The sequence below is a fragment of the Ewingella sp. CoE-038-23 genome (assembly GCF_040419245.1).
In the GTDB taxonomy this organism is placed as follows: Bacteria; Pseudomonadota; Gammaproteobacteria; order Enterobacterales; family Enterobacteriaceae; genus Ewingella; species Ewingella allii.
In genome coordinates this window covers 243,604-269,761 of record NZ_JAZHOH010000001.1, presented here as the reverse complement: position 1 = coordinate 269,761, position 26,158 = coordinate 243,604, and the positions used below count along the sequence as shown (strand labels likewise).

26 protein-coding genes are annotated in these 26,158 nt (G+C 54.2%); 17 read left to right on the top strand and 9 right to left on the bottom strand.

All coding sequences use genetic code 11. From position 1 onward, the window contains the following. Nucleotides 1-23: 23 nt before the first annotated feature. The 6 genes from rng to csrD form a co-directional block, all read right to left on the bottom strand. Nucleotides 24-1,493, bottom strand: a complete 1,470-nt coding sequence (rng, locus tag V2154_RS01295) for a ribonuclease G (protein WP_353500747.1) — start codon at nucleotides 1,491-1,493, stop codon at nucleotides 24-26. Beyond that, nucleotides 1,483-2,076 (bottom strand): Maf family protein, encoded by a 594-nt coding sequence (locus tag V2154_RS01290; RefSeq protein ID WP_353503880.1) that lies wholly within the window; start codon nucleotides 2,074-2,076, stop codon nucleotides 1,483-1,485. The genes rng and V2154_RS01290 overlap by 11 nt, the downstream gene beginning before the upstream one ends. 7 nt (nucleotides 2,077-2,083) lie before the next feature. Further along, the gene (gene mreD / locus V2154_RS01285; RefSeq protein ID WP_034786663.1) at nucleotides 2,084-2,572 is read right to left on the bottom strand and encodes a rod shape-determining protein MreD; all 489 of its coding nucleotides are present in this window, start codon (nucleotides 2,570-2,572) and stop codon (nucleotides 2,084-2,086) included. After that, a complete protein-coding gene (gene mreC, locus V2154_RS01280) occupies nucleotides 2,569-3,576 on the bottom strand; it encodes a rod shape-determining protein MreC (protein WP_353500746.1) in 1,008 nt (335 codons plus the stop codon). Before mreC ends, mreD begins: the two co-directional genes overlap by 4 nt. Nucleotides 3,577-3,831: 255 nt before the next feature. Continuing rightward, nucleotides 3,832-4,875, bottom strand: a complete 1,044-nt coding sequence (mreB, locus tag V2154_RS01275) for a rod shape-determining protein MreB (RefSeq protein ID WP_007891976.1) — start codon at nucleotides 4,873-4,875, stop codon at nucleotides 3,832-3,834. A 370-nt stretch (nucleotides 4,876-5,245) separates the two neighbouring features. Further along, entirely contained in the window at nucleotides 5,246-7,183 is a 1,938-nt protein-coding gene (gene csrD / locus V2154_RS01270; protein WP_353500745.1) for an RNase E specificity factor CsrD, read from the bottom strand. Between the two features lie 258 nt (nucleotides 7,184-7,441). Here csrD and acuI point away from each other — a divergent pair, with 258 nt between their 5' ends. From acuI to fis, 11 genes are all read left to right on the top strand, one after another. Beyond that, entirely contained in the window at nucleotides 7,442-8,419 is a 978-nt protein-coding gene (acuI, locus tag V2154_RS01265; protein ID WP_353500744.1) for an acrylyl-CoA reductase (NADPH), read from the top strand. A gap of 168 nt (nucleotides 8,420-8,587) precedes the next feature. Continuing rightward, nucleotides 8,588-9,589 carry a protein-methionine-sulfoxide reductase catalytic subunit MsrP gene (gene msrP / locus V2154_RS01260; RefSeq protein ID WP_353500743.1) on the top strand — a complete coding sequence of 334 codons (1,002 nt, stop codon included), beginning with the start codon at nucleotides 8,588-8,590 and terminating at the stop codon, nucleotides 9,587-9,589. A gap of 19 nt (nucleotides 9,590-9,608) precedes the next feature. Continuing rightward, nucleotides 9,609-10,211, top strand: a complete 603-nt coding sequence (gene msrQ, locus V2154_RS01255; RefSeq protein ID WP_353500742.1) for a protein-methionine-sulfoxide reductase heme-binding subunit MsrQ — start codon at nucleotides 9,609-9,611, stop codon at nucleotides 10,209-10,211. A gap of 241 nt (nucleotides 10,212-10,452) precedes the next feature. After that, on the top strand, nucleotides 10,453-10,905 hold the full coding sequence (gene aroQ, locus V2154_RS01250; protein WP_154145834.1) for a type II 3-dehydroquinate dehydratase: 453 nt from the start codon (nucleotides 10,453-10,455) through the stop codon (nucleotides 10,903-10,905). A gap of 33 nt (nucleotides 10,906-10,938) precedes the next feature. Next, a complete protein-coding gene (accB, locus tag V2154_RS01245) occupies nucleotides 10,939-11,406 on the top strand; it encodes an acetyl-CoA carboxylase biotin carboxyl carrier protein (protein ID WP_034786647.1) in 468 nt (155 codons plus the stop codon). 11 nt (nucleotides 11,407-11,417) lie between these two features. Beyond that, nucleotides 11,418-12,767, top strand: a complete 1,350-nt coding sequence (accC, locus tag V2154_RS01240; protein ID WP_353500741.1) for an acetyl-CoA carboxylase biotin carboxylase subunit — start codon at nucleotides 11,418-11,420, stop codon at nucleotides 12,765-12,767. Between the two features lie 65 nt (nucleotides 12,768-12,832). Beyond that, nucleotides 12,833-13,096 (top strand): YhdT family protein, encoded by a 264-nt coding sequence (locus V2154_RS01235; RefSeq protein WP_353500740.1) that lies wholly within the window; start codon nucleotides 12,833-12,835, stop codon nucleotides 13,094-13,096. Continuing rightward, nucleotides 13,086-14,531, top strand: a complete 1,446-nt coding sequence (gene panF / locus V2154_RS01230) for a sodium/pantothenate symporter (RefSeq protein ID WP_353500739.1) — start codon at nucleotides 13,086-13,088, stop codon at nucleotides 14,529-14,531. Before V2154_RS01235 ends, panF begins: the two co-directional genes overlap by 11 nt. A gap of 42 nt (nucleotides 14,532-14,573) precedes the next feature. Then, nucleotides 14,574-15,458 (top strand): 50S ribosomal protein L11 methyltransferase, encoded by an 885-nt coding sequence (gene prmA / locus V2154_RS01225; RefSeq protein WP_034786641.1) that lies wholly within the window; start codon nucleotides 14,574-14,576, stop codon nucleotides 15,456-15,458. A gap of 449 nt (nucleotides 15,459-15,907) precedes the next feature. After that, nucleotides 15,908-16,873, top strand: coding sequence for a tRNA dihydrouridine synthase DusB (gene dusB / locus V2154_RS01220; protein WP_034786639.1), 966 nt, complete (start codon nucleotides 15,908-15,910; stop codon nucleotides 16,871-16,873). Nucleotides 16,874-16,894: 21 nt separating this feature from the next. Continuing rightward, the gene (fis, locus tag V2154_RS01215; RefSeq protein ID WP_004097144.1) at nucleotides 16,895-17,191 is read left to right on the top strand and encodes a DNA-binding transcriptional regulator Fis; all 297 of its coding nucleotides are present in this window, start codon (nucleotides 16,895-16,897) and stop codon (nucleotides 17,189-17,191) included. Between the two features lie 57 nt (nucleotides 17,192-17,248). On the opposite strand, the gene V2154_RS01210 is transcribed toward fis, so the two are convergent. Beyond that, nucleotides 17,249-18,166: a bestrophin family protein gene (locus tag V2154_RS01210; protein WP_353500738.1), complete on the bottom strand. Its 918-nt coding sequence runs from the start codon at nucleotides 18,164-18,166 to the stop codon at nucleotides 17,249-17,251. A gap of 439 nt (nucleotides 18,167-18,605) precedes the next feature. Here V2154_RS01210 and lpxP point away from each other — a divergent pair, with 439 nt between their 5' ends. The 6 genes from lpxP to V2154_RS01180 all read left to right on the top strand — a co-directional run bounded on the left by lpxP (nucleotide 18,606) and on the right by V2154_RS01180 (nucleotide 24,926). Beyond that, complete coding sequence (gene lpxP, locus V2154_RS01205; protein ID WP_353500737.1) at nucleotides 18,606-19,529, top strand: kdo(2)-lipid IV(A) palmitoleoyltransferase; 924 nt, start codon at nucleotides 18,606-18,608, stop codon at nucleotides 19,527-19,529. A gap of 127 nt (nucleotides 19,530-19,656) precedes the next feature. Then, entirely contained in the window at nucleotides 19,657-20,346 is a 690-nt protein-coding gene (locus V2154_RS01200) for a CTP synthase C-terminal region-related (seleno)protein (RefSeq protein WP_353500736.1), read from the top strand. A gap of 372 nt (nucleotides 20,347-20,718) precedes the next feature. Continuing rightward, nucleotides 20,719-21,744 (top strand): amino acid ABC transporter substrate-binding protein, encoded by a 1,026-nt coding sequence (locus V2154_RS01195; RefSeq protein WP_353500735.1) that lies wholly within the window; start codon nucleotides 20,719-20,721, stop codon nucleotides 21,742-21,744. Nucleotides 21,745-21,858: 114 nt separating this feature from the next. Continuing rightward, complete coding sequence (locus tag V2154_RS01190; RefSeq protein ID WP_353500734.1) at nucleotides 21,859-23,037, top strand: amino acid ABC transporter permease; 1,179 nt, start codon at nucleotides 21,859-21,861, stop codon at nucleotides 23,035-23,037. Nucleotides 23,038-23,046: 9 nt separating this feature from the next. Beyond that, nucleotides 23,047-24,156 (top strand): amino acid ABC transporter permease, encoded by a 1,110-nt coding sequence (locus V2154_RS01185; protein ID WP_353500733.1) that lies wholly within the window; start codon nucleotides 23,047-23,049, stop codon nucleotides 24,154-24,156. An 8-nt stretch (nucleotides 24,157-24,164) separates the two neighbouring features. Beyond that, complete coding sequence (locus tag V2154_RS01180) at nucleotides 24,165-24,926, top strand: amino acid ABC transporter ATP-binding protein (RefSeq protein WP_128124598.1); 762 nt, start codon at nucleotides 24,165-24,167, stop codon at nucleotides 24,924-24,926. 75 nt (nucleotides 24,927-25,001) lie between these two features. Here the strand turns inward: V2154_RS01180 and V2154_RS01175 are convergent, their stop codons facing one another. Together V2154_RS01175 and V2154_RS01170 are read right to left on the bottom strand one after the other, a co-directional pair. Continuing rightward, on the bottom strand, nucleotides 25,002-25,691 hold the full coding sequence (locus tag V2154_RS01175; RefSeq protein WP_353500732.1) for an LrgB family protein: 690 nt from the start codon (nucleotides 25,689-25,691) through the stop codon (nucleotides 25,002-25,004). Continuing rightward, a complete protein-coding gene (locus tag V2154_RS01170; protein WP_353500731.1) occupies nucleotides 25,684-26,106 on the bottom strand; it encodes a CidA/LrgA family protein in 423 nt (140 codons plus the stop codon). Before V2154_RS01170 ends, V2154_RS01175 begins: the two co-directional genes overlap by 8 nt. Nucleotides 26,107-26,158: the final 52 nt, after the last annotated feature.

The following is a 26,158-nucleotide window of genomic DNA, read 5'->3' as shown; positions in this document are numbered from 1 at the left end:
GCGACGCTAAGCCGGACGGGTAATCACATCATGACAACGTCGAACTGCTCTTGGTTGTAGAGCGGCTCGATTTGAACTTTCACTTGTTTGCCGACGAAAATCTCCACTTCGGCCAGCGCGTGGGACTCTTCCCCTTTCAAGGCTTCGCCGACTGCCGCAGAAGCATAGACCAGGAAACGGTCGGCGTCATAGGCGTGGTGCACGCGAACAATTTCACGCAGGATTTCATAACAGACGGTTTCGACGGTTTTCACCGTGCCCCGGCCGTGACAGGTTGGGCAATCGCTGCACAGCACGTGCTCGACGCTTTCGCGCGTCCGTTTGCGGGTCATTTCGACTAAACCTAGCGCCGAGAAGCCGTGAATGCCGGTTTTCACCCGATCTTTTGACAGCGCCTGCTCCAAAGAGTGCAGCACCCGCCGACGATGGTCCTCATTCGCCATATCGATGAAGTCGATAATGATGATGCCGCCGAGATTGCGCAGGCGCAGCTGGCGGGCAATGGCTTGGGTCGCCTCAGTATTGGTATTGAAGATCGTCTCTTCCAGATTGCGATGGCCGACAAAGGCACCGGTGTTGATATCCACAGTGGTCATGGCTTCGGTCTGGTCAATAATCAGATAGCCGCCGGACTTGAGTTCGACTTTGCGTTCCAGCGCGCGCTGGATCTCATTCTCAACGTCAAAGAGATCGAAAATAGGCTGCTTGCCCGCGTAGTGCTCCAGCTTGGCCGTCATTTCGGGAATATATTCGCTGGTAAATTCCACCAACAGTTCATAGGTCAGGCGCGAATCTACGCGAATTCTGTCCAGCGCTTCGCCAGCAAAGTCTCTTAATACGCGGTGCGCCAGCGCCAGCTCGCCATAGAGTTTGCACTTGGTTTTATTGCGGCGCTTGCGCTCCATGACTTTGGTCCACAAACGCTTGAGAAAGGCGGCATCTTGTTTAAGTTCTTCTTCGCCAATCCCTTCTGCCGCGGTGCGGATAATGTAGCCACCCTGCTCGTCACAATATTCCTGAACGATATTTTTCAGGCGATCGCGCTCGGCTTCGCTCTCAATGCGCTGTGAGACACCCACGTGTGAGGCGCCCGGCATGAAGACCAGATAGCGGGAAGGCAGAGTAATGTCGGTGGTCAGGCGCGCGCCTTTGGTGCCCAGCGGGTCTTTCACCACCTGCACCATCAGATCTTGCCCCTGATGGACCAGCTCTACGATGTCACGAACGTTAAAATTCTTTTGCTCATCACGAGCCACGCACTCGGTGTGCGGCATGATGTCTGAAGCATGTAAAAAAGCCGCTTTCTCTAGACCAATATCAACAAAGGCTGCCTGCATACCCGGCAGAACTCGGCTGACGCGACCTTTGTAAATATTGCCTGCAATGCCGCGCTTGGCTTCACGCTCAACATGGATCTCTTGCAAAATGCCACCGTCAATGTAAGCCACGCGCGTTTCGGACGGCGTAACATTGACCAGTAATTCAGCTGTCATGCTTTCTCCTAAGCTCGCGTAATGCAGCAAACTCACTGTACAGTTCTTGAGTTTCCACTAAAGGAAGCCCGACCACTGCGTAGTAGCTGCCGCGAATTTCACGGACGAAACATCCGCCCTTTCCCTGAATACCGTATGCACCCGCTTTATCCATGGGTTCCCCGCTCAGAATATAGTGCTGAATATCATCCGCGGATAGAGAGCGGAAGGTGACATCAGTCACAACCAGCGTACTACGATGCGTCTGGCGGTCTGCCAGAGCAATGGCCGTCATCACTTGATGCTGGCGGCCAGACAATGCGGTTAACATCTGCGCGGCATGAGCTTCATCGCGCGGCTTTTCCAAAACCTGCCCGTCGAGCACCACGATGGTGTCAGCACCCAGCACCGGGAGGTCCTGCGGCGCAACGGCCACGCCTGCTAAAGCTTTGTCACAGGCGAGGCGCAGAACATAGTCTGCTGGCGCTTCATCTGGCTGCTTTTGCTCGGCAACGTCAGTCACCAGACGTTCAAAAGCCAACTCCAGCACGGCCAGTAATTCGCGGCGGCGCGGTGAACCAGAAGCCAGATAAAGTTCAGTCATCATTTCCTCATTGCACAGCGAACTGACGGCGAATTTTGCGCATCAGCAGGAATAACCATGGCCAGAGAATGCCGTCGACCACGCTGCTCCAGAACACTTCCGGACGAAACGAGACATTCACCACCAAAAACTCGGCCCAGAACACCACCACGTCGACAGCCAGTGACAGCAGCATGACGATCAGCGCTTGCTGCCACAGGGCCATGTTGCGGAACAGTTGGAACTTGAAAGCGACCAGATAGGCAATCAGCGCCAAAGCCAGCGCGCGCACGCCTAGCGTCGAGCCAAGAATCAAATCCATCACAAAACCGACGATAAATCCGGTACCTACGTTGACGCGATGCGGCAGCGCCATGACCCAGTAAATCAGGATCAGCATCAACCAGGATGGCCGAAACATGTAGATCTCGTCCGGCCACGGCATCACTTGCAATAACATGGCTATCAGAAAGGATAGCCAAATTATCCAGCGGCCGTGGCTCCGGTAGCGATTCATTGACTGCCCCCGCTAGAAGGCCGTGGCGAAACTGGCGTGGTAATGGTGCCAGTAGCAGGTTGAGGAATGGGAGCAGGAGGGCCCATTTCGCCCGGAGGCGGCAGGACCTGAGGCATCATCTGCATCAGACGCTCATTGGCGACGCGATGCACTTCGTCCGGCGGCAATGGCTTATCGCCATTGCGGTCAGAGCCCCACAGCAGCAGCAGGTAACGCAGGCGTTGCAGACCCGCCGTCGGGCGCGCCTGAATCACGGTGTAAGCACGCTGGTTATCGACTTTTACCGAAGAAACTACGGCAACCGGATAGCCTTCAGGGAAGCGACCGCCGAGACCGGACGTCACCAGCACGTCACCGACGCGGATGTCGGTATTGCTCGGCAAGTGCTCCAGCTGCAAGTCGTCAGCACAGCCGCTACCGGCGGCAATCACGCGAATATCGTTACGCAAAACCTGAATCGGCAAGGCGTGGGAGGCGTCGCAGATCAGCAATACGCGGCTGGTGACGGCACCCACGGCGACCACCTGACCCACCACGCCTTTATCGCTAATCACCGGCTGGCCGACATAGACGCCATTGTTGCTGCCTTTGTCGACGACAACCTGATCGCTATAGGGGTCATTGCTGGTCGACAGCACCTGAGCCACCATCTTGTGCTCATCCTGACGCAGCGGTGACCCCAGAAGCTCGCGCAGTCGCGCGTTCTCTTGCTTGAATTGGCCGAGAAGCATCAAATCGCTGTTTTTGAGCAGCAATTCCTGCCGCAGCGCGCGGTTTTCAAGTTCAAGAGACTGGCGGGTAGCGAAGGTGGTGGAAACCTGATCGAGGAATTCACGTGGAGCATTCGACAAAAAATAGAAAGGGCTGACGGCAGTGTCCATATAGGTGCGAATCTTAACGAACGTACCTACTTTACTGTCGGCAAAAATCAGGACAATGGCCGTGAGAATAGCCAAAAAAAGTCGCAGTTGCAGGGAAGGTCCCCTGCTAAAAATCGGCTTCATAAAATATGCGAGTTCCTCGGCAACAGAAGGTTTCAGCCAATCCAGTGAAAGATAGCCTAAGCAGGAAAAGTAGCAAGCGAAGCGGATCGAGCGAAAACTACCTGAATACGCATTTCTTCAGGTAGTTCGATGCACGACCCCAATTTGACACTGCATACTTTAACGCAGCAGGTTTCACCAGACGAACATTCACCTTGGCGGGCAAGACTTATTCTTTGCTATGCACGCCTTAAGCAAAAGCGTGCGTCGCTAAAATTACTCTTCGCTGAACAGGTCGCCGCCGTGCATGTCGATCATTTCCAACGCTTTACCACCGCCGCGAGCAACGCAGGTCAGCGGATCTTCTGCCACAACCACCGGAATACCGGTCTCTTCCATCAGCAGGCGATCGAGGTTACGCAACAATGCGCCACCGCCGGTCAACACCATGCCGCGCTCGGAGATGTCAGAAGCCAACTCTGGAGGACACTGTTCCAGCGCAACCATCACCGCGCTAACGATGCCAGTCAGCGGCTCTTGCAGCGCTTCAAGAATTTCGTTGGAGTTCAGAGTAAAGCCGCGTGGAACGCCTTCAGCCAGGTTACGACCACGAACTTCAATCTCGTGAACTTCATCACCTGGGTAAGCGGAACCGATACCGTGCTTAATACGCTCAGCGGTGGCTTCACCAATCAGTGAGCCGTAGTTACGACGCACATAGTTGATGATAGCTTCGTCGAAACGGTCACCACCGATACGTACAGAAGAAGAATAGACCACGCCGTTCAGGGAGATAACCGCGACTTCGGTAGTACCACCGCCGATATCCACAACCATAGAACCGGTCGCTTCGGAGACAGGCAAACCTGCACCGATCGCTGCTGCCATTGGCTCTTCAATCAAGAACACTTCACGCGCGCCTGCACCCTGTGCAGATTCACGGATAGCGCGGCGTTCAACCTGAGTTGCGCCGACTGGCACACAGACCAACACGCGCGGGCTTGGGCGCATGAAGCTGTTGCTGTGAACTTGTTTGATGAAGTGCTGCAGCATTTTTTCGGTCACGAAGAAGTCAGCGATAACGCCGTCTTTCATCGGACGAATAGCAGCGATGTTGCCAGGAGTACGTCCCAACATCTGTTTGGCATCATGGCCGACGGCCGCAACGCTTTTCGGTGAACCAGCACGATCCTGACGAATAGCCACAACTGATGGCTCGTTCAGCACAATGCCTTGTCCTTTTACATAAATGAGGGTATTGGCGGTACCCAGGTCGATGGACAAGTCGTTGGAAAACATGCCACGAAATTTCTTAAACATAACGAAAGGATAATCCTGCTAGCTGGGGGCGGAAAATAAAATCCGCCTACTTTACCAACCACGCGAAGCAGCGACAAGGCGCAAAAACGTTCTGCTTCGGTGAAATTGTCCACGATGTCGGCCGCTTACAGTTGCGATGACTTTTGGTTGTGAAATCAGAGGTGAAAAATGACCTGTTCATTTAAACCAGAATCACTCTTTACCTGTGTACAACCAGCAACTTACAAGCACCAACACCGCACATGAATTCTTGCTCTCGCTCCGAGAACTCCCGCCACAATTCGCCAAAAACTTTACAAACAGGCGTCATTGGACAGTAACCGGTTAAAGGCTGCGCCATTCTACGTTAAATCTTCACATTACGATCAGTTTAAACATCACCGTTGTGTGAATATTTTTTGCTAACGGGCTCCACGGCCTGCGGGATAGCAAAAAAATCACCCTGCCCGCCATGAATGCCCTTTTCTAACAGTACTGCCCACTCTTCTTTACTGCGCACGCCAGAAGCGAAAACCTTGGCTTGTGTTCCTTCACAGGCGCTAATCAGACTTTGTACGAACAGCTGATTTTCAATTCTTTTGTCGATATCGCGAATCAATCCCGGGTGCAGTTTCACCCGTTCAACCGGGAAAGTTTTCAAATATGAGGTGCTGACCACGGTAAGCCCGGCTTGAGAAACAGCAAGACGGCAGCCCATTCCTTGTAGCAGGCGGACAACGGGCCGTAATCGCTCGGTATGTTGACAGAGATCTGCCTCTGCAAGTTCAATCAGAATGCGATTACGCTGCCTTTTTTCGCATTGCAGCAAAGTATCGCGCAACCAGCGGACAAAAGAGCGCTGCAATAATGAATCAACCGTCAGGTGAAATGCCAACGTTTCGTCCGGCCAGCGCGCCAGTAACGGAATTATCTGAGAAAGCATTTGGCGATCATAGCTTTGCGACATGCCAAATTGCACCACCAGCGGCATAAACTCGGCGGCCAGCAGCTCTTGCTCGCCATCAAAGATACGGCGCTGAATTTCACGATGATCCAGCTTGCGGTCTTTGGTAAAGCTGCCTTTATGATAAAGACGCGGCCCGCCGCGCGATAGGGTATTTTCCAGTAGCGTGCGCCATTTAACGCTGCCGCGCCCTTTTTCAGGCACTTTGCTGTCATAAACCAGCCAACTGTTACTTCCCTGGAAGGCTGCGTTGCGCGTCGCCTGCTCGGCGTGGTCCATCACCTCTTCCGCCTGCTGACCAAAACGATAAGCACTGATACCTATATATAGAAGGGCATCGCGATCGATATTGTTAGAGGTTGGCAGCGCGCCGAGCGCATTGACCAGTTGGGCCGCCATCACTTCTGCTTCTTTTAAAGTGCGGTGAGGCAGTAACACAGCACAGTCGCTGTGGAAATAGCGCGCCAGCAGGGCATCGGAGTAGCGCATGACGAAGGTCGAAAGCAGATTGACCATCGCGGAACGCAGTTCATCAACGTGCCCCTGCCCGTGGATTTCGCGCAGCGTGTCGAAGTCAGGCAGTCGCAGCAGCATAACCACGCCGTGCGCGCCCTTTTCTTCAAGCTGAGTCGCCAATTGATTGTCGAAAAACAGCCGATTACTCAGGCCGGTCTGGGCATCTTGCTGGGCAAATGCACGAATTAGCGTGTCGACCCGGCTGCGTTGCTCGCGGGCCTCGGCCAGATCCGCCATCAGTAAATCAATGGCGCTACTGGCAAAAGGCGGCCATTCGGAGACATCACCGTGGCGAATATTCTCCCGCTCGCCGCGAAGAATGCGCTGGGCGCGCTCTTCCAGTCGTTCCAACCCAGCCGTCTCTCTGCGCAGCCAGCGGAAACTCATCAGCACCACTACAATCATCAAAATAATGGCGAAGCTGATGGTGATGGTCGAGCGCAGCGAATGGGTGTAAGTGGTAATGGGGTCTACATACACCACGTGCAGCGCCATCGACGGGTGCTGCATCAGCGGCAAGGTTGTCTCGGCATAGTCGGGGTAGCCGCTGTCCCAGGCCGCGTGTAAATCGGCGGACTCGCGGTATTGCAAAAAGGGTTTTTTATTTTCCAGCAGGGTGATGCTTGAAACATCCAGCATGCGCATTGCCGTCGGCATCCAGCGCTGGGCTTCGTCGGGAGAGTGTTGCAGAAGAGATTGGTCGAAAGTGGTCGCCAGCGCCCGTAAATGCTGCTCAGTATTTTGCTTGCTGAGATAGACAAAGCTAAACGTCACGCCGAGCAGCATCAGCAACATAGCTACTGCAACCAGCATGGAAATAAGCGCGGTGAGTCTGTTAGTAAATCGCATCCTTGTGCCTTACCTGAAACCTATAAATGGAGGAGGCAAACCAGAGAATATTCCTTCATTGTCAGGCCGCCGTTTAAACGCCGCTATCATAAAACATAAGCATGTCAGATCCGGTAAAGATTTATGCAAAATTGTGCCTAAATTTGCACTCAGTGGCACCGTTTTTGTCTCATATCAGTCCCTATCCCCCCTATTGCGTTATATTCATAGCATAGCAACTGCATAAACAATCAATTGATAAATCTTATGGAGCTCAAAATGCGCGCACTTTTATTACAGCAAGACGCAGGCCAGACCCTTTCCAGCGTGGGTGATATCAGCATAGATGATTTGCCGGAAGGCAATGTTGTGGTCGATGTTGACTGGTCGAGCCTCAATTATAAAGACGCAATGGCAATCATCGGCACAGGGAAAATTATCCGCCAATTCCCGATGGTGCCGGGCATCGATTTCGCCGGTCGGGTCAGTAGCAGTGAAGACCCACGCTTTAGCGTCGGCCAGCAGGTGATCCTCACTGGCTGGGGCGTGGGCGAAAACCATTGGGGCGGGCTGGCAGAAAAGGCGCGCGTAAAAAGTGACTGGCTGGTGCCGCTGCCGGAAGGTCTGGACTCGCGCCACGCGATGATTATCGGCACCGCCGGATTCACCGCCATGCTTTGCGTGATGGCTCTGGAGGAAGGCGGCGTGCTGCCCGACAGCGGCAAAGTGATTGTCAGCGGTGCCAGCGGCGGCGTGGGCAGCACGGCGATCACCCTACTGTCGACCCTCGGCTATGACGTGGTGGCAATCAGCGGGCGCGCCAGCAATACCGAATATCTCAAGCAGCTCGGCGCGAAAACCGTGCTGTCGCGCGAAGAGTTCAGCAAAGAAGGCCGGGCGCTGGATAAACAGCTGTGGGCCGGCGCCATCGACACCGTCGGCGACCACACGCTGGCAACCTTGCTGTCGCAAACGGTCTACGGCGGTACGGTGGCGGCCTGTGGTCTGGCGGGCGGTTACCAGCTTCCCACCACGGTGATGCCATTTATTCTGCGCAACGTTCGCCTGCAAGGGGTAGATTCTGTGATGTGTCCGCTGCATCGTCGAATGGACGCCTGGGAGCGCCTGACCCAGACTCTTCCTGCTTCTTTTTATGAGCAAGCCGCTACGGAAATCAGCCTTGAACAAGCGCCAGCGGCGGCCGCCGGAATGATGGCGAACACCATTACGGGCCGCACTCTGGTCAAGGTGCGCTAACAGCTAAGCCAATCAGCAGCGCAGGAAAACTCTCCCTGCGCTGCTCGGTTCTCTTCTCCTCTGAAATTTCGTATTTTCCCCAGTCCTCTCGCCAAAAATCGATTTAACAGCCATTCTTAAACCAGAATCCTCAGTAACAATAATGATTAAGAAATTCTGGAGTACGCCATGAACAATTCCCGCAAACTGACTGAGGCAGACGTCACGCCTGAAAGCATCTTTCACGATCGTCGCAAAGTATTGCAGGCACTGGGCCTGAGCGCGGCGGCGCTGGCCCTGCCCCAGACCGCCAAGGCCGACATTTCATCCTGGTTCAAAGGCCACGACCGGCCGAAAGCGCCAGCCGGAAAGCCTTTGGACTTCACCAAGCCCGCCGCTTATCAAAATGACCTGACGTTAACGCCAGAAGATAAAGTCACCGGCTACAACAACTTCTACGAGTTTGGTCTGGATAAAGCCGACCCGGCCGCCAATGCGGGCCAGTTGGTGACCTCGCCGTGGAAAATCGTGATTGATGGCGAAGTCGGCAAGCCGATCACCCTCGATATGGATGACATCATGAAACGCTTCCCGCTGGAGCAGCGTATCTACCGGATGCGCTGCGTCGAGGCGTGGTCAATGGTAGTGCCGTGGATTGGCTTCCAGCTGAGCAACATCATCAAGCTAGCCGAGCCGACCGGCAATGCGCGCTTTGTGGCGTTTAAAACCTTATATGACCCGGAACACATGCCGGGCCAGAAAGACCGCTTTATCGGCGGCGGGCTGGATTACCCTTATGTTGAAGGGCTGCGGATGGATGAAGCCATGCACCCGCTCACCATGCTGACCGTCGGCGTCTACGGCAAGGCCCTGCCACCGCAAAACGGCGCGCCAATTCGCCTGACCGTGCCGTGGAAATATGGCTTTAAAGGCATCAAGTCTATCGTCAATATCAGCCTGACCAAGAACCAGCCGCCGACGACATGGAACCAGATTGCGACCAATGAGTACGGTTTCTACGCCAACGTGAACCCGCACGTCGACCATCCGCGCTGGTCACAGGCCACCGAGCGTTTCATCGGCTCTGGCGGTATTTTGGATGTTAAACGCCAGCCGACGCTGCTGTTTAATGGCTATGGCGATCAGGTGGCGTCGCTGTACCGCGGCCTCGATTTGCGCGCGAACTATTGATGATTTTGAGGGAAATGCGATGCGGCGTTTAAGCCTGACACAAATTAAATGGCTAAAGGTGGTTATCCATCTGGCGGCGTTCCTGCCCTTTATTTGGCTGATCTTGTCGATTAATCAGGGCTGGTTCAGTGCCGATCCATCTAAAGATATTCAGCATTTCACCGGTAGGATGACTCTGAAATTGCTGCTGGCGACGCTGCTTATTACCCCCGTTGCGCGTTATGGTAAACAGCCGCTGTTGATGCGCGTGCGCAGATTGGTGGGTTTGTGGTGCTTTGCGTGGGGAACGCTGCATCTTCTCAGCTATTCGTTCTTAGAGTTGGGCATTAACAATTTGGCGCTGCTGGGCAGTGAATTGATTTCGCGGCCCTATCTGACATTGGGCATTATCAGCTGGATAATCCTGCTGGCGCTGGCCTGCACGTCGACATTATGGTCGCAGCGTAAGTTGGGTGCGAAATGGCAGACATTGCACAACTTAATTTATGTGGTCGCCATTTTGGCACCGATTCACTACATGTGGTCAGTGAAAATTATCTCGCCACAACCCATCATCTACGCGGCAATTGCAGCGATCTTGTTAGCATTACGCTACAAAAAATTCCGCCAATGGCTGCGTTAACGGGCTTAACTTTTCTGTGTTCTACCCCGCATAATCCTACAGTCTAAACCCTCAGTAGCATTCTGAGGGTTGATTATCTTCGCTGATAAGACCAGTATTTAGCTGCGAATTGCCACGATATCATTATAATGCCCGACCTCATGCTGATGAGCAGGGTAGATTTGCCGCGAAATAGGTGACAAATCGGTGACATCAGGGTATTTTCTACAATCTTTGTCTAATTGCCGGAGATAGGCTCACAATGGCGCATAAGTTTGACATTTTGCTTCTAAACGGTCCTAACCTGAATTTGTTAGGGACGCGTGAGCCTGAAACCTACGGCAGCACTACGCTCAACGATATAGTTAAAGGTTTGGAGCAGCAGGCAGCCGCCGCAGACGTCGCGCTTAGCCATCTGCAATCCAACGCAGAGCACCTCCTGATTGATAGAATCCATCAGGCACGCGGAAACACTGATTTTATTTTGATCAATCCCGCAGCCTTTACCCATACCAGCGTAGCGCTACGCGATGCGTTGCTGGCAGTGCAGATCCCGTTTATCGAGATCCACCTGTCGAATGTTCACGCCCGCGAGCCGTTCCGGCATCACTCCTATCTATCTGATATCGCAGTGGGCGTTATCTGCGGACTTGGCGCAGATGGCTACCATTTTGCTTTACAGGCAGCGGTTAACCGCTTGTCTAAAACCCATTAATTTTTTTCGCAAAAAGAGTACGGAATCACACCCATGGATATTCGTAAAATTAAGAAACTGATCGAACTGGTTGAAGAGTCAGGCATTTCTGAACTGGAAATTTCTGAAGGCGAAGAATCAGTACGCATCAGCCGTGCAGCACCTGCGCAAGCTTACCCAATGATGCAACAAGCGTACGCAATGCCTGCGCCACAACAGCAACCGGGTCTGGCTGCTGCAGTTGCACCAGCGGCGGCGCCAGCTGAAGCCGCACCGGCTGCGATCAGCGGACACATCGTTCGTTCACCGATGGTGGGTACTTTCTACCGCACGCCAAGCCCGGACGCGAAAGCCTTCGTGGAAGTCGGCCAGAAAGTTAACGCAGGTGATACCCTGTGCATCGTTGAAGCAATGAAAATGATGAACCAAATCGAAGCAGACAAATCTGGCGTGGTTAAAGCCATTCTGGTGGAAAGCGGCCAACCGGTTGAATTCGACGAGCCGCTGGTCGTCATCGAATAACGAGGCGTACCATGGTAGATAAAATTGTTATCGCGAACCGCGGCGAGATCGCGCTACGTATTTTGCGTGCCTGTAAAGAGCTGGGCATCAAAACGGTAGCCGTGCACTCAACTGCCGACCGCGACCTGAAGCACGTACTGCTGGCAGATGAAACCGTCTGTATCGGTCCTGCACCTTCAGTAAAAAGCTATCTGAACATCCCGGCAATCATTGCTGCAGCTGAAATCACTGGCGCGGTGGCTATCCACCCTGGCTACGGTTTCCTGTCCGAAAATGCCGACTTCGCTGAACAAGTTGAACGCTCTGGCTTCATCTTCATCGGCCCGAAAGCTGAAACTATCCGCCTGATGGGTGACAAAGTTTCCGCCATCGGCGCGATGAAAAAAGCCGGTGTTCCTTGCGTACCAGGTTCTGACGGCCCGCTGGGCGAAGATATGGACCAAAACCGCGCCTATGCAAAACGCATCGGTTACCCGGTCATCATCAAAGCTTCTGGCGGCGGCGGTGGTCGTGGTATGCGCGTAGTACGCAGCGACAAAGATCTGGAACAATCCATCAACATGACCCGTGCGGAAGCCAAAGCGGCTTTCAACAACGACATGGTGTACATGGAGAAGTATCTGGAAAACCCACGCCACATCGAAATTCAGATTTTGGCTGACGGTCAGGGCAACGCGATTTATCTGGCAGAACGTGACTGCTCCATGCAGCGTCGTCACCAGAAAGTTGTCGAAGAAGCGCCAGCACCGGGCATCACGCCTGAGCTGCGTCGTTACATCGGCGAGCGTTGTGCGAAAGCGTGCGTAGACATTAACTATCGCGGCGCGGGTACCTTTGAGTTCCTGTATGAAAACGGCGAGTTCTATTTCATCGAAATGAACACCCGTATTCAGGTTGAGCATCCTGTGACTGAAATGATCACCGGCGTTGACTTGATCAAAGAGCAGCTGCGTATCGCTGCCGGTCAGCCGCTGTCGATCAAACAGGATGAAGTACGCATTCAGGGCCACGCGGTCGAATGTCGTATCAATGCTGAAGATCCAAATACCTTCCTGCCAAGCCCGGGTAAAATTACCCGCTTCCACGCTCCTGGTGGCTTTGGCGTGCGCTGGGAATCGCATATCTACGCTGGCTATACCGTGCCTCCGTACTACGATTCCATGATCGGCAAACTGATCACTTACGGTGAAAACCGTGACGTGGCGATTGCCCGCATGAAAAACGCATTGGCTGAACTGATTATCGACGGCATCAAAACCAACGTTGATCTGCAAATGCGCATCATGAGCGACGAGAACTTCCAGCACGGTGGAACCAACATCCACTATCTAGAGAAGAAGCTCGGATTGCAGGAAAAATAAGACCGTACCTTGCGTACTCTCTTACCAAGGCCGGATATTCCGGCCTTTTTTCATTTGGGACTTTTATGATGAAGACTCAAGACACTGACCCACGTTTTCGACAAGCCAATCGCGAAGCGCGCTGGGCCTTTGGGCTGACGCTGGCCTACTTGCTGGCCTGGTGTCTGGCGGCCTATTTGCCCGACGACAAGCAGGGGATCACCGGGCTGCCCCACTGGTTCGAAATGGCCTGTTTGTTGGTTCCGCTGATTTTTGTGTTACTAAGCTGGCTGATGGTGCGGGTGATTTACCGCGACATTTCGCTCGAGGACACTCCCCATGCAGACTGAAGTTTTACTTCCTCTTATTGCCTATCTGCTGCTGGTCTTTGGCCTGTCGGTTTATGCCTATACCCGCCGTCAGGCCGGTAATTTCCTCACTGAATACTTCCTCGGCAACCGCTCTATGGGCGGCTTTGTCTTAGCCATGACCCTGACCGCGACCTATATCAGCGCCAGTTCGTTTATTGGCGGGCCGGGCGCGGCCTACAAATTTGGGCTGGGCTGGGTGCTGCTGGCGATGATTCAGCTGCCCGCCGTGTGGCTTTCTCTCGGCATCCTGGGCAAGAAATTCGCTATTTTGGCTCGCCGTTATAACGCGGTGACGCTCAACGACATGCTGTACGGCCGCTATAAAAGCCGCCTGCTGGTCTGGCTGGCGAGCCTGAGTCTGCTGGTTGCCTTCCTCGGCGCCATGACCGTGCAGTTCATCGGCGGCGCGCGCTTGCTGGAAACCGCGGCGGGCATCCCTTACGACACCGGCCTGCTGATTTTCGGCATCAGCATCGCGCTCTACACGGCCTTCGGCGGCTTCCGCGCCAGCGTGCTCAATGACGCCATGCAGGGTTTGGTGATGCTGCTCGGCACCATTTTGCTGCTGATTGCGGTGATCCACGCGGCGGGCGGCTTGCACAGCGCGGTCGATAAATTGCAACAGATTGACCCTAAACTGGTGTCGGTCAGCGGCGCGGATGACGTGCTGTCGCTGCCGTTCATGGCCTCGTTCTGGATCCTGGTCTGCTTCGGCGTAATTGGTTTGCCGCACACCGCCGTGCGCTGTATCTCCTACAAAGACAGTAAGGCAGTGCATCGCGGCATCGTGCTCGGCACGCTGGTGGTGGCGATTTTGATGTTCGGTATGCATCTGGCCGGCGCATTAGGTCGCGCTATCCTGCCTGATCTTAAAATCCCGGATCAGGTGATCCCCACCTTGATGATCACCGTGCTGCCGCCTTATGCCGCCGGGATCTTCCTTGCTGCACCCATGGCCGCGATTATGTCGACCATCAATGCCCAGCTGTTGCAGTCCTCGGCGACGATTGTTAAAGATCTCTATCTTGGCATTCGCCCTGCAGAAATCACCAATGAGAAACGCCTCAAACGCTTCTCAAGCTGGGCGACCTTTGTGCTTGGTCTGCTGGTGCTGCTGGCGGCATGGCGCCCACCGGAAATGATTATCTGGCTGAATCTGCTGGCTTTTGGCGGCTTAGAAGCCGTGTTCCTGTGGCCGCTGGTGCTGGGGCTGTACTGGGAACGCGCCAATGCCACCGGCGCGCTTAGCTCAATGATTGTTGGCGCGGTTTGTTATACCCTGCTTGCCAGTTTCGACCTGCACCTTGCCGGTCTGCATCCGATTGTGCCGTCGCTGACCCTGAGTCTGCTGGCGTTTTACATCGGCAATAAATTTGGCGATGCGCGCGCAGAAGCCGCGCTCAAGCCGTCCTGAGGGGCGGCAAACTATTTACTGCAAGCTTAAAAGAGAATTGCTATGCCTTGGATCCAATTGAAAATTAACACCACCGGTAACGACGCGGAAACGCTGAGCGACGCGCTTATCGAGAGTGGTGCGGTATCCGTGACTTTCCAGGATACCCATGACAATCCGGTGTTCGAACCCCTGCCGGGAGAGACGCTGCTGTGGGGCGATACCGACGCTATCGGTCTGTATGACGCAGAAACCGACATGGCGGAAGTGGTGGCTATGCTCGAAAACGAGCCGCTGCTGGGCAAAGGCTTTGTGCATAAAATCGAGCAGTTGGAAGATAAAGACTGGGAGCGCGAGTGGATGGATAACTTCCACCCAATGCGTTTCGGCCAGCGTCTGTGGATCTGCCCGAGCTGGCGCGACGTGCCGGACCCAACCGCCGTCAACGTAATGCTCGACCCGGGTCTGGCCTTCGGCACCGGCACCCACCCGACCACCGCCATGTGCCTAGAGTGGCTCGACGGTTTAGATTTACAGGGTAAGACGGTGATCGACTTCGGCTGTGGCTCCGGCATTCTGGCGATTGCCGCTCTGAAACTGGGTGCTGCGCAGGCTATCGGTATTGATATCGACCCGCAGGCGATTCAGGCCAGCCGTGATAATGCGCAGCGTAACGGCGTCTCCGAGCGTCTATCGCTCTATCTGCCAAAAGACCAGCCGGACAACCTGTCGGCCGATGTAGTGGTCGCTAACATCCTTGCAGGCCCACTGCGCGAGCTGGCGCCCCTTATCAGCGTACTGCCAGTAGCAGGCGGCCATCTGGGGCTGTCCGGCGTGCTGGCAAGTCAGGCGCAGGGCGTCGCAGAAGCCTATGAGGCGCTGTTCGAGCTAGACCCAGTGGCTGAAAAAGAAGAGTGGTGCCGCATTACCGGCGTCAAGAAAGCCTAATACTCCGCCGCCCGCAGGCTTAAATGCTCACCGGGCGGCGCTTTTCTGTTTTATTGCCCCGCCCTGCTTTTTCGACTCTCCCGGCCTTGGCTTTTTATCTCAAACATAGGGTTATGGATTCTTACTAAAAATGACTCATTTTTTGACCACGGCGAGAGGTGGGTCACGGAAATTTTGCGGTTATTGCTACTTAAAACAGCAAATTTAGCCTTAGATTCAACTGGCTTAACCTGCATATACAGCGAGTTTTAAGGAATTTTCATAAGCGCACAATTTAGCCTTTATTCATTAACCCTATGTTAAGTCTCAATAAAAACCCATAACCCAGACCTCAGAGGCCTGATGCAAGCATTTTCTTAGGTTATTGGTTAAAGTTTGGCCTTTCATCTGGATTCAAAAATGCGTAATATACGCGCCCTTGCGGACATCAGTATGGTCATTCCTAGTCTATGCGCATCGGACACCACCAACTTACAAATTGCCTGATTGCGGCCCCAATGGCCGGTATAACAGACCGACCGTTTCGTGCCTTATGTCATGCGATGGGTGCTGGGATGGCTGTTTCCGAAATGCTCTCTTCCAATCCGGAAGTGTGGCGTACGGATAAATCCCGTTTGCGTATGGTACATAGCGATGAACCGGGAATCCGGGCCGTGCAAATTGCCGGTTGCGATCCCGAAGATATGGCGGCAGCTGCCCGAATTAACGTGGACAGCGGTGCGCAGATCATTGACATCAATATGGGTTGCCCGGCCAAGAAAGTGAACCGCAAACTGGCAGGATCTGCCTTGTTGCAGTATCCGGATTTGGTCAAACAGATCCTCTCTGCCGTTGTGAATGCGGTAGATGTGCCAGTCACGTTGAAAATTCGTACTGGTTGGGCACCGGAACACCGTAACTGTGTACAAATTGCACAATTGGCTGAAGACTGTGGAATTCAGGCCCTGACGATTCATGGCCGAACCCGTGCTTGTCTCTTCAATGGAGAGGCAGAGTACGACAGCATTCGGACAGTTAAGCAGAGTGTTTCCATTCCGATTATCGCGAATGGCGACATAACTGACCCGCATAAAGCCAGGGCGGTACTCGACTACACCGGAGCTGATGCTCTGATGATTGGACGTGCCGCTCAGGGGAGACCCTGGATCTTCCGGGAAATCCAGCATTATCTGGACACAGGGGAACTGTTACCGCCGCCACCACTTGGGGAGGTTCAGCACTTGTTATTAGGGCATGTACGGGAATTGCACGACTTTTATGGTCAAGGCAAGGGATTCCGTATCGCTCGTAAGCATGTTTCCTGGTATCTCCAGGAGCATGCCCCGAATGACCAGTTTCGGCGCTCCTTCAACGCCATAGAGGATGCCAGCGAACAGCTGGAGGCGTTGGAAGCATATTTCGAAAATCTTGCGTAACAAAAAAGAGCTGACAGAACTATGTTCGAACAACGCGTGAATTCTGACGTACTGACCGTTTCTACCGTTAATTCTCAGGATCAGGTAACCCAAAAACCCCTGCGTGACTCGGTAAAACAAGCACTTAAGGGCTATTTTGCTCAATTGAATGGTCAGGACGTGAATGACCTGTATGAGTTGGTATTGGCTGAAGTTGAACAGCCACTGTTAGACATGGTGATGCAATATACCCGTGGCAACCAGACTCGTGCGGCCCTGATGATGGGTATCAACCGCGGTACGCTGCGTAAGAAATTGAAAAAATACGGCATGAACTGATACTAATCAGTTGTGTTGATAAAAGGCGCTTTTCCGCAAGGAGAGCGCCTTTTTGTTTTAGCTCAGCCGGTAATGTTGGTCCGGCTTAATGTGCTCCGGCAGTGGGTGCACGTCATTCATTTCTAACAGATTGATCTCGATATTCCGGCACATCGCGGTCAGCGGTAAATCGTTATCTGCCGTGCCGAACGGGTCTTCCAACTCTTCCGCTAAGGCATCAATTGAGATAAAGGTGTAGGAGATAAACACCGACACCAAAATCGTCATATAACCCAGTGCCGGAGCCAGTGCGAACGGCAGCAAGGTGCAGAACAGATAAACCGTGCGATGGACTATCAGGCTGTAGGCGAAAGGTATCGGCGTGTTGGCAATGCGCTCGCAGCCGCCCAGCACGTGGGAAAGCTCATTAAGGTTGCGGTCGACGCTGTGGAAGAGCATATCGCTCAGCCGCCCCTGCTGGCGCTGCTCGGCAAGCCATTTGCCCATGAGTAGCAAAAGACGATTAGCCGGAGTCGGGCTGTTCAACACCTCAGTAGCCACTTCAGCGGGCAGCAGGCGCTGCATATCCTTGGCGGCATCCTCCCCACGCAGCTGGTGCTTCAACGCGTAACTAAAAGCTATCTGCAACTGGCTGAAGGCGGCGACGGCCTGCGGCGAGTCCGCCAGCAGGCTCTTTACCTGCCGAAATAGCGAGCGATGTGTGATCAGCAAGCTTCCCCATAACAGCCGGGCTTCGTTAAAGCGCGCGTAGCTGGCGCTGTTTCTAAAACCAAGGAAGATGGCGATGGCGATGCCCAGTAAGCTAAACGGGGCCAGCGTCAGGCGGATGCCCAATGCTTCGTAAATCTGCACGCTGAACACCGCGACAATCGACATACCGAAGTTCAGGCTGAGGCGGAAAAGAATGTTTGAAAGCACGGCGCCGTGCCAGACAAACAGGCGGCGGAACCAGTGTTGATGGGGACGAACGATCATAAAGAGTTAATGCGGTGGGAATAGAATGTGAAATATTTTACAGAGAAGCGGCCGTTTGCCCAGCACAATCACCTTCAGACTTCTCCTATTGCATAATTTACAAAGCTTACAATCGCTCAAACCATTAATTCTAAGACTATTTTAACGCCTGACAAAATAAGATACGAATTAGTGTTGTTATCGGACGATTCCCCACTCAGGATTGATAACAGAGCGTGATATACTTCACACCTAAAGTCGTATTCGCCCCGCTCATCGCCTACGGAAAGCCTTTTAGCCCGCGATCCCGTCTTTTAGTGTAAAGATTGCGTCAAGTTCGGCGTTGTTTAAAACATTTGCCCACTTTCGTTGTCCCAATCTTTGACACACCCCCTGTATCGCGATCGAGCTACTTCCAACGCGGTACCTCAGATTTAATTATGCCGATGATTGAGCTTATATGACTTCACCATCTTGCTTTCGCAAATCGTTTCTCCACCCGCGTTACTGGCTGACCTGGTTTGGCTTGGGCGTCCTGTTCCTTCTTGTTCAACTGCCTTATCCGGTCCTTTACCGCCTTGGTAACTGGCTTGGCCGCACCTCGATGCGTTTCCTCAAACGCCGTGTCTCCATCACTCGCCGCAATTTAGAACTCTGTTTCCCTAATCTTGACGAAGCTCAAATTGAGCGCCGCATTCTCAGCAATTTCGAATCGCTGGGCATGGGCCTGCTGGAGACGGGAATGGCGTGGTTCTGGTCGGACGCCCGTGTAAAACGCTGGTTTGACGTCAGTGGCCTGAACCACCTGAAAATGGCGCAGCAGAACAAAAAAGGCGTACTGGTGATTGGCGTGCATTTCATGTCGCTTGAGCTGGGTGGCCGTGCCATGGGCATTTGTCAGCCGATGATGGCGATGTATCGCCCACATAACAATAAAGCGATGGAGTTCGTGCAGACTTGGGGACGCATGCGCTCCAATAAAGCGATGCTGGATCGCAAAGACCTGCGCGGTATGGTTCATGCGCTGAAGAAAGGTGAAGCCGTATGGTTCGCTCCGGACCAAGACTACGGCCCGCGTGGCAGCGTATTTGCTCCCCTGTTCGCCGTCGATCAGGCAGCCACCACCAGCGGCACCTACATGCTGGCGCGTCTGGCGAAACCGGCTCTGGTCACCGTGGTGCTGGTGCGCAAAGACAAGGGTAAAGGCTATGACCTGGTTATCCAGCCTGCTCTGCAAGATTACCCAATCGATGATGAAATGGCGGCCGCGGCCTACATGAATCGCGTGGTGGAAAAAGAGATTATGCGCGCACCAGACCAGTATCTCTGGCTGCATCGCCGCTTTAAAACCCGCCCAACGGGAGCGCCTTCACTCTATCTCTAAGCAGTGAATCGCCATGCATTAAGCCCGTCCAGCAATGGTCGGGCTTTTTTTATTGATGAAAATAATTCTCATGACGCCAAGTTAACTTTTCTATAACATTCTCTTTTACCTGCTCAGGAGAGAAGTGATGAGTCAGCAAGTCCGTTTGGCACTAATCGGCGACCACAACCCCGCCATTCTTGCCCACCAAGCTATCCCCCTTGCATTAAACCTCGCAGCACAAACTTTCGACCTTGATATCCACACCACCTGGCTTAACACCGACACCATTGACGCTGAGCTTTCACTTGAAGAGTTCGATGCGTTCTGGTGCGTGCCCGGCAGCCCTTACCTTTCTACCGAAGGTGCATTGCGCGCCATTCGCTATGCTCGCGAGCAGCAGAGGCCGTTCCTCGGCACCTGCGGCGGCTTCCAGCATGCGATTATCGAGTATGCCCGCAACGTGATGGGCTGGCAGGATGCGGGCCATGGCGAAACCGATACCGAAGGTCGGCTGGTGATTGCCGCGCTGACCTGCGAAATGGTGGAGAAGAAGGCGGGTATCACTCTGCTGGCCGACAGCATCGCGGGCCGCGCCTACGGTAAGTCGGATATTGAAGAGGGTTATCACTGCCGCTACGGGATTAACACTGAGTTTCAGGCCGCGCTGGAGTCTCAGCCCCTGCGCCTGACTGGCCACGACCAGCAGGGTGAAATCCGCGTGATCGAGTTGCCAAACCACCCGTTCTTCGTCGCCACCCTGTTCCAGCCGGAACGCGCCGCGCTGAAAGGCCAGCTCCCGCCGCTGGTCGGCGCGTTGATCCAAGCTGCCCGTTAATCTTCTGACTCTCAGGCGCCCGCCTGAGAGTTTTTTAATTCCACTTCCCTCTGTTTTTGACCTTCCATATAGCGCTTAAAGATGAACCAGACCTCACTGAGCGGAACCAGAGTGAGATCCAGTTCCAAATAGTAAAATAAGCCGCACCACTTTGTTGCAGCAATATTGACCACGCACAGGATTGGGGCAATAAATCCTATAACGCAAATCAATGTTACTGGCCGAAACAATCACAGAAGCCAATTGATTAGTGTTTTTGCATGTTGGCATTGCCTTTGCAATGTCCCCTGCAGAGGGCAATGCCCCGCAACGGACAGGGTGCCTCGCGCATTCATACAATAATAATTTTGGTTATGTCTCACAGGACGACTTATGAAAAAAATACTGCTTTCTACCCTTATTGCTGCTGCCAGCATGATGACGCTGGCAGGTCAGGCTCACGCAGGCACAACTCTGGACGCTGTGAAGAAGAAAGGCTTTGTTCAATGTGGGATAAGCGACGGCTTACCGGGTTTCTCTTACGCTGATTCAAAAGGGAAATTCACCGGTATCGACGTCGACGTCTGTCGCGCCATCGCCGCCGCCGTTTTTGGTGATGCGGAAAAAGTAAAATACACCCCGCTGACTGCCAAAGAGCGCTTTACCGCCCTGCAATCTGGCGAAGTGGACATCCTCTCTCGTAACACCACCTGGACCTCATCGCGTGACGCGGGTATGGGCATGATCTTCGCGGGCGTTAACTACTACGACGGCATTGGATTCCTAACCCATAAGAAAGCCGGTTTGAAGAGTGCTAAAGAGCTTGATGGCGCAACCGTTTGCATCCAGGCCGGTACTGACACTGAGCTGAACGTGGCCGACTACTTCAAAGCCAATAAAATGACCTACACCCCGGTGACTTTCGACCGTTCCGACGAAAGCGCCAAGGCGCTGGACTCCGGCCGCTGCGATACGCTGGCCTCTGACCAATCCCAGCTTTACGCCCTGCGTATCAAGCTCGGCAAGCCAGATGACTTCATCGTGCTGCCAGAAGTGATCTCCAAAGAGCCTTTAGGCCCGGTGGTTCGCCGTGGTGACGAAGACTGGCTGGAAGTGGTGCGCTGGTCGCTGTTCGCCATGCTGAACGCCGAAGAGATGGGCATCACTTCTAAAAACGTTGAGCAACTGGCCGCTAACCCGACCACGCCGGACATGAGCAACCTGTTAGGTAAAACCGGCAAATACGGCGAAGACCTGAAACTGCCTAATGACTGGGTGGTTAAAATCGTTAAACAAGTCGGTAACTACGGCGAAAGCTTCGACCGCAACGTCGGCGAAGGCAGCGAACTGAAAATCAAACGTGGGCAAAACGCATTGTGGAATCAGGGTGGGATCCAGTACGCACCACCGGTTCGCTAATTCCCTTCTTTCTTGGGAATCCAAGCAGTTGAATTAAATAAGTAATGATAAAAAACGGTGCGCTGGCCGTTCCCCAGCGCGCCGTTTTCAGGCTTCATCTCTGAGGTACTTTCTATGCCACAACGCCCAGCTAGAAAAGGTGCGTTATCGCTGACCAACCCAGCCGTGCGCGCGTGGATCTATCAGATCATCGCCGTCGTCGTGCTGGTTGCCTGTCTCGGCTATCTGCTGCACAACACCATCACCAACCTGACAACACGAGGCATCACCTCGGGCTTTGCTTTCCTCAATAGCGGCGCAGGTTTTGGTATCGTTCAACATCTTATCGACTATCAGGAAGGGGACACCTACGGCCGCGTGTTCGTGATTGGCCTGCTTAACACACTGCTGGTTTCGGCACTCTGTATCGTTTTTGCTTCAATCCTCGGTTTTATTATTGGGCTGGGTCGCCTGTCGGAAAACTGGCTGATCCGCAAAGTTTCTACCCTTTACATTGAGATCTTCCGCAACATCCCGCCTCTCCTGCAAATCTTCTTCTGGTACTTCGCCGTCTTGCGCAACTTGCCCGGCCCTCGTCAAAGCCTTGAGGCTTTTGGCGTGGCCTTTATTAGCAATCGCGGGCTGTATCTGCCTTCTCCCGAGCTGGCTCCGGGCAGTCTGGAGAGTGGCATCGCCCTGCTGCTGGCGCTGTTTGGCATCTGGGCGTTGAAGCGTTACAACCATTTCCGCCAGATCCACACGGGGCGGGTATGGCGTATTTGGCCGTGGGCGATTGCCATGCTGGTGATTTTCCCGGCATTGGCGCACCTGTTCTTCGGGCCTGCGGTTCACTGGGACATCCCGGCGCTACGCGGATTTAACTTCCGCGGTGGCATGGTGCTTATCCCTGAACTGGCCTCGCTGACGGTGGCGCTGTCGGTCTACACCTCGACCTTTATTGCCGAAGTGATTCGCTCGGGCATTCAGTCGGTTTCCCACGGCCAGCATGAAGCCGCGCGCTCCCTCGGCCTGCCGAATCCGGTGACGCTGCGTCAGGTGATTTTGCCGCAGGCGATGCGGGTGATTATTCCGCCGCTGACCAGCCAGTACCTGAATATCGTCAAAAACTCCTCACTGGCGGCCGCCATCGGGTATCCCGACATGGTGTCGCTGTTTGCCGGAACGGTGCTCAACCAAACCGGCCAGGCCATTGAAACTATTGCTATTACCATGTCCGTCTACTTGATCATCAGTCTGGCGATTTCGTTCTTAATGAACATCTACAACCGGCGTATCGCGCTGGTCGAACGTTAAGGGAATCGAATGACGATGAGCACACTCCCCTCTGCCATGCCTACCAATAAGCACCCGGCCTCGGTTAGCGGCGCTTTGATGTGGATGCGAAAAAACCTGTTCTCCAGCTGGTTCAATAGCTTACTGACGATTTTCTGCCTGTGGCTGATGTGGCTGGTTGTTCCTCCACTGCTCAACTGGGTGATTTTTCAGGCCAACTGGGTCGGCACGGCTCGCTCGGACTGCACCAAAGCAGGCGCCTGCTGGGTGTTTATCCATGCGCGCTTCGGCCAGTTCATGTATGGCCTTTACCCCTTTGAAGAGCGCTGGCGCATCAATCTGACCTTAATCGTCGGCTTGCTCACCTTGGTACCGATGTTCATTCACGCCATGCCGCGCCGTGGCCGATACATCGCCGCCTGGGTGGTGCTGTTCCCGATTTTCACTTGGTTCATGCTTTATGGCGGCTTCTTCGGCCTGCCGGTGGTCGAAACACGCCAATGGGGCGGGCTGACGCTGACGCTGATCATCGCCGCAGTGGGTATCGCCGGAGCCTTGCCGCTCGGCATCTTGCTGGCGCTGGCTCGCCGCTCTCGCCTGCCGATTGTTCGCGTGCTGTCAGTGATTTTTATCGAGTTCTGGCGCGGCGTGCCGCTGATCACCGTGCTGTTTATGTCCTCGGTGATGCTGCCGCTGTTTATGCAGGAAGGGACCAACATCGACAAACTGGTGCGCGCGCTGGTTGGGGTGATTTTGTTCCAGTCGGCTTATGTCGCGGAAGTGGTGCGCGGCGGATTGCAGGCGCTGCCGAAGGGCCAGACCGAAGCCGCCGAGTCACTGGCGCTGGGGTATTGGAAAACTCAGGGGCTGGTGATTTTGCCGCAGGCCCTGAAGATGGTGATCCCCGGCCTGGTCAACACCATTATCGCGCTGTTTAAAGATACCAGTCTGGTGATCATCATCGGCCTGTTTGACCTGTTCAGCAGCGTGCAGCAAGCCACCGTCGATCCCGAGTGGCTCGGCATGTCGACCGAAGGCTATGTCTTCGCCGCCGCCGTTTACTGGATTTTCTGTTTCAGCATGTCGCGTTATAGCCAACATTTGGAAAGACGCTTTCACACCGGACGTTCCGCACACTGAGGTAAAACATGAGCGACCATCACATTATTGATGCTAAAAAAATGATGATCACCCTGGAAGACGTTAACAAGTGGTACGGACAGTTCCACGTGTTGAAAAACATCAACCTGCGCGTGAAGCCGGGCGAGCGCATCGTGCTATGCGGCCCGTCGGGCTCGGGGAAATCCACCACCATCCGCTGCATTAATCATCTGGAGGAGCACCAGCAGGGCCGGATCGTCGTGGACGGCACCGAGTTAAACGACGATCTGCGCAATATCGAGCGCGTTCGTACCGAAGTCGGCATGGTTTTCCAACATTTCAACCTTTTCCCGCACCTGACGGTGTTGCAGAACTGCACGCTGGCGCCCTGCTGGGTGCGCAAGATGCCGAAGAAGGAAGCCGAAGAGCTGGCCATGCACTACCTGAAACGGGTACGCATTGCCGAGCACGCGCACAAGTTCCCCGGCCAGCTTTCCGGCGGGCAGCAGCAACGCGTCGCCATCGCCCGCTCACTCTGCATGAAGCCAAAAATCATGCTGTTCGATGAACCCACTTCCGCACTGGATCCGGAAATGGTGAAAGAGGTGTTAGATACTATGATCGGACTCGCCGAGGAAGGCATGACCATGCTGTGCGTGACCCATGAGATGGGGTTCGCAAGAACCGTCGCGGACCGCGTGATCTTTATGGATCGCGGAGAAATCGTCGAAGAAGCGCCACCCATGGAGTTCTTCGCCGCACCGAAATCAGCAAGGACCAGGGAGTTTTTATCACAGGTGATTCATTAATTTAGGGCAGTTGCTCCCTCCCCTAATTAGGGGAGGGCTGGGCTGGAGTATTTCTCACAAAGGAGCAAACCCGAACTACCACATCAAAATCCCAATTGCCGGCGCCATCACCACGGTGACAACCCCCGCCAGCATCATCACTAAGCTTGAAACCACGCCCTCTTCGGCGCCCATATCGTAGGCTTTGGCCGTGCCTGCGCCGTGGGATGACGCCCCGAGGCTCGCGCCTTTCGCTAACTTACTTTTCACCGCCAAACGCAGGAACATCATGTCGCCTATCGCCATACCGAAGACGCCGGTGATCACCACAAACAGCGCGACCAGATCCGGCTGCCCGCCCACCTGCTTCGCGGCGGCCAGGGCGAAAGGCGTGGTGATGGAGCGAACCGATAAACTGCGCTGAATCACCTCGGGCAGCGCAAACAGCCGGGCCAGCCAGACGGAGCTGAACACCGCGACCACCACCGCCGTCACCACGCCGGCAGAAAGCGACAGCCAGTGGCGGCGGATAATCGCCATATTCTCGTAGACTGGGACGGCAAAGGCGATGGTTGACGGGCCGAGTAGCCACAGCAGCCAGTGCGTCTCACCAATGTAGTCCTGCCAGCTCACGCGGGCGACCACCAACAGCAGAACCAGCACCACCGGCGTGAACACCAGCGGCATTAATAAAAGAGTGCGGCGCTGGCGGTAGAGCTTCTTGTTGGCGTAATACAGCAACACGGTTACGACAAAACAGATGGCGCTAATAATAATGTCACTCACCGCGCACCTTCCGCTCCGCTAAACGCAGCTCCAGACGATAGATCCTGTCCACCACCAGCGACGTAATACCCAGCGTCAGAGTGGTGCTGATGGCGATCACCAAGAAAATTTTCCAGCCTTCAACCATCAACAACGAGGTGTAATTCACCACGGCGACCACGGCGGGAACAAAGAACAGCAGCATTTCCGCCAGCAGCCAGCGAGACCCGGCTTTGACCCATTTCAGCGGCAAAATACCGGACATAATCAATAATAAAAGCATGAACATACCGACGACGTTGGCCGGCAGAGGCAGATGCAACAGGTTTACCAGACGGTCGGCAACCAGATAAAGAGCCGCGTACAGCACCACCTGAATGGGGACCTGTAAACGACTTAAATACGACGGCGCTCGAGTGCGCAACGCCAACAACATAGGAATAACCTCAGTGGGTTAAAAAGGGGACGAAAGAAGTATACGTTGGCGG

Bases quoted from the DNA above. Each gene is read 5' to 3' on its own strand.
- rng (WP_353500747.1), bottom strand. From the start codon at position 1,493: ATGACAGCTGAATTACTGGTCAATGTTACGCCGTCCGAAACGCGCGTG.
- V2154_RS01290 (WP_353503880.1), bottom strand. From the start codon at position 2,076: ATGACTGAACTTTATCTGGCTTCTGGTTCACCGCGCCGCCGCGAATTA.
- mreD (WP_034786663.1), bottom strand. From the start codon at position 2,572: ATGAATCGCTACCGGAGCCACGGCCGCTGGATAATTTGGCTATCCTTT.
- mreC (WP_353500746.1), bottom strand. From the start codon at position 3,576: ATGAAGCCGATTTTTAGCAGGGGACCTTCCCTGCAACTGCGACTTTTT.
- mreB (WP_007891976.1), bottom strand. From the start codon at position 4,875: ATGTTTAAGAAATTTCGTGGCATGTTTTCCAACGACTTGTCCATCGAC.
- csrD (WP_353500745.1), bottom strand. From the start codon at position 7,183: ATGCGATTTACTAACAGACTCACCGCGCTTATTTCCATGCTGGTTGCA.
- acuI (WP_353500744.1), top strand. From the start codon at position 7,442: ATGCGCGCACTTTTATTACAGCAAGACGCAGGCCAGACCCTTTCCAGC.
- msrP (WP_353500743.1), top strand. From the start codon at position 8,588: ATGAACAATTCCCGCAAACTGACTGAGGCAGACGTCACGCCTGAAAGC.
- msrQ (WP_353500742.1), top strand. From the start codon at position 9,609: ATGCGGCGTTTAAGCCTGACACAAATTAAATGGCTAAAGGTGGTTATC.
- aroQ (WP_154145834.1), top strand. From the start codon at position 10,453: ATGGCGCATAAGTTTGACATTTTGCTTCTAAACGGTCCTAACCTGAAT.
- accB (WP_034786647.1), top strand. From the start codon at position 10,939: ATGGATATTCGTAAAATTAAGAAACTGATCGAACTGGTTGAAGAGTCA.
- accC (WP_353500741.1), top strand. From the start codon at position 11,418: ATGGTAGATAAAATTGTTATCGCGAACCGCGGCGAGATCGCGCTACGT.
- V2154_RS01235 (WP_353500740.1), top strand. From the start codon at position 12,833: ATGATGAAGACTCAAGACACTGACCCACGTTTTCGACAAGCCAATCGC.
- panF (WP_353500739.1), top strand. From the start codon at position 13,086: ATGCAGACTGAAGTTTTACTTCCTCTTATTGCCTATCTGCTGCTGGTC.
- prmA (WP_034786641.1), top strand. From the start codon at position 14,574: ATGCCTTGGATCCAATTGAAAATTAACACCACCGGTAACGACGCGGAA.
- dusB (WP_034786639.1), top strand. From the start codon at position 15,908: ATGCGCATCGGACACCACCAACTTACAAATTGCCTGATTGCGGCCCCA.
- fis (WP_004097144.1), top strand. From the start codon at position 16,895: ATGTTCGAACAACGCGTGAATTCTGACGTACTGACCGTTTCTACCGTT.
- V2154_RS01210 (WP_353500738.1), bottom strand. From the start codon at position 18,166: ATGATCGTTCGTCCCCATCAACACTGGTTCCGCCGCCTGTTTGTCTGG.
- lpxP (WP_353500737.1), top strand. From the start codon at position 18,606: ATGACTTCACCATCTTGCTTTCGCAAATCGTTTCTCCACCCGCGTTAC.
- V2154_RS01200 (WP_353500736.1), top strand. From the start codon at position 19,657: ATGAGTCAGCAAGTCCGTTTGGCACTAATCGGCGACCACAACCCCGCC.
- V2154_RS01195 (WP_353500735.1), top strand. From the start codon at position 20,719: ATGAAAAAAATACTGCTTTCTACCCTTATTGCTGCTGCCAGCATGATG.
- V2154_RS01190 (WP_353500734.1), top strand. From the start codon at position 21,859: ATGCCACAACGCCCAGCTAGAAAAGGTGCGTTATCGCTGACCAACCCA.
- V2154_RS01185 (WP_353500733.1), top strand. From the start codon at position 23,047: ATGACGATGAGCACACTCCCCTCTGCCATGCCTACCAATAAGCACCCG.
- V2154_RS01180 (WP_128124598.1), top strand. From the start codon at position 24,165: ATGAGCGACCATCACATTATTGATGCTAAAAAAATGATGATCACCCTG.
- V2154_RS01170 (WP_353500731.1), bottom strand. From the start codon at position 26,106: ATGTTGTTGGCGTTGCGCACTCGAGCGCCGTCGTATTTAAGTCGTTTA.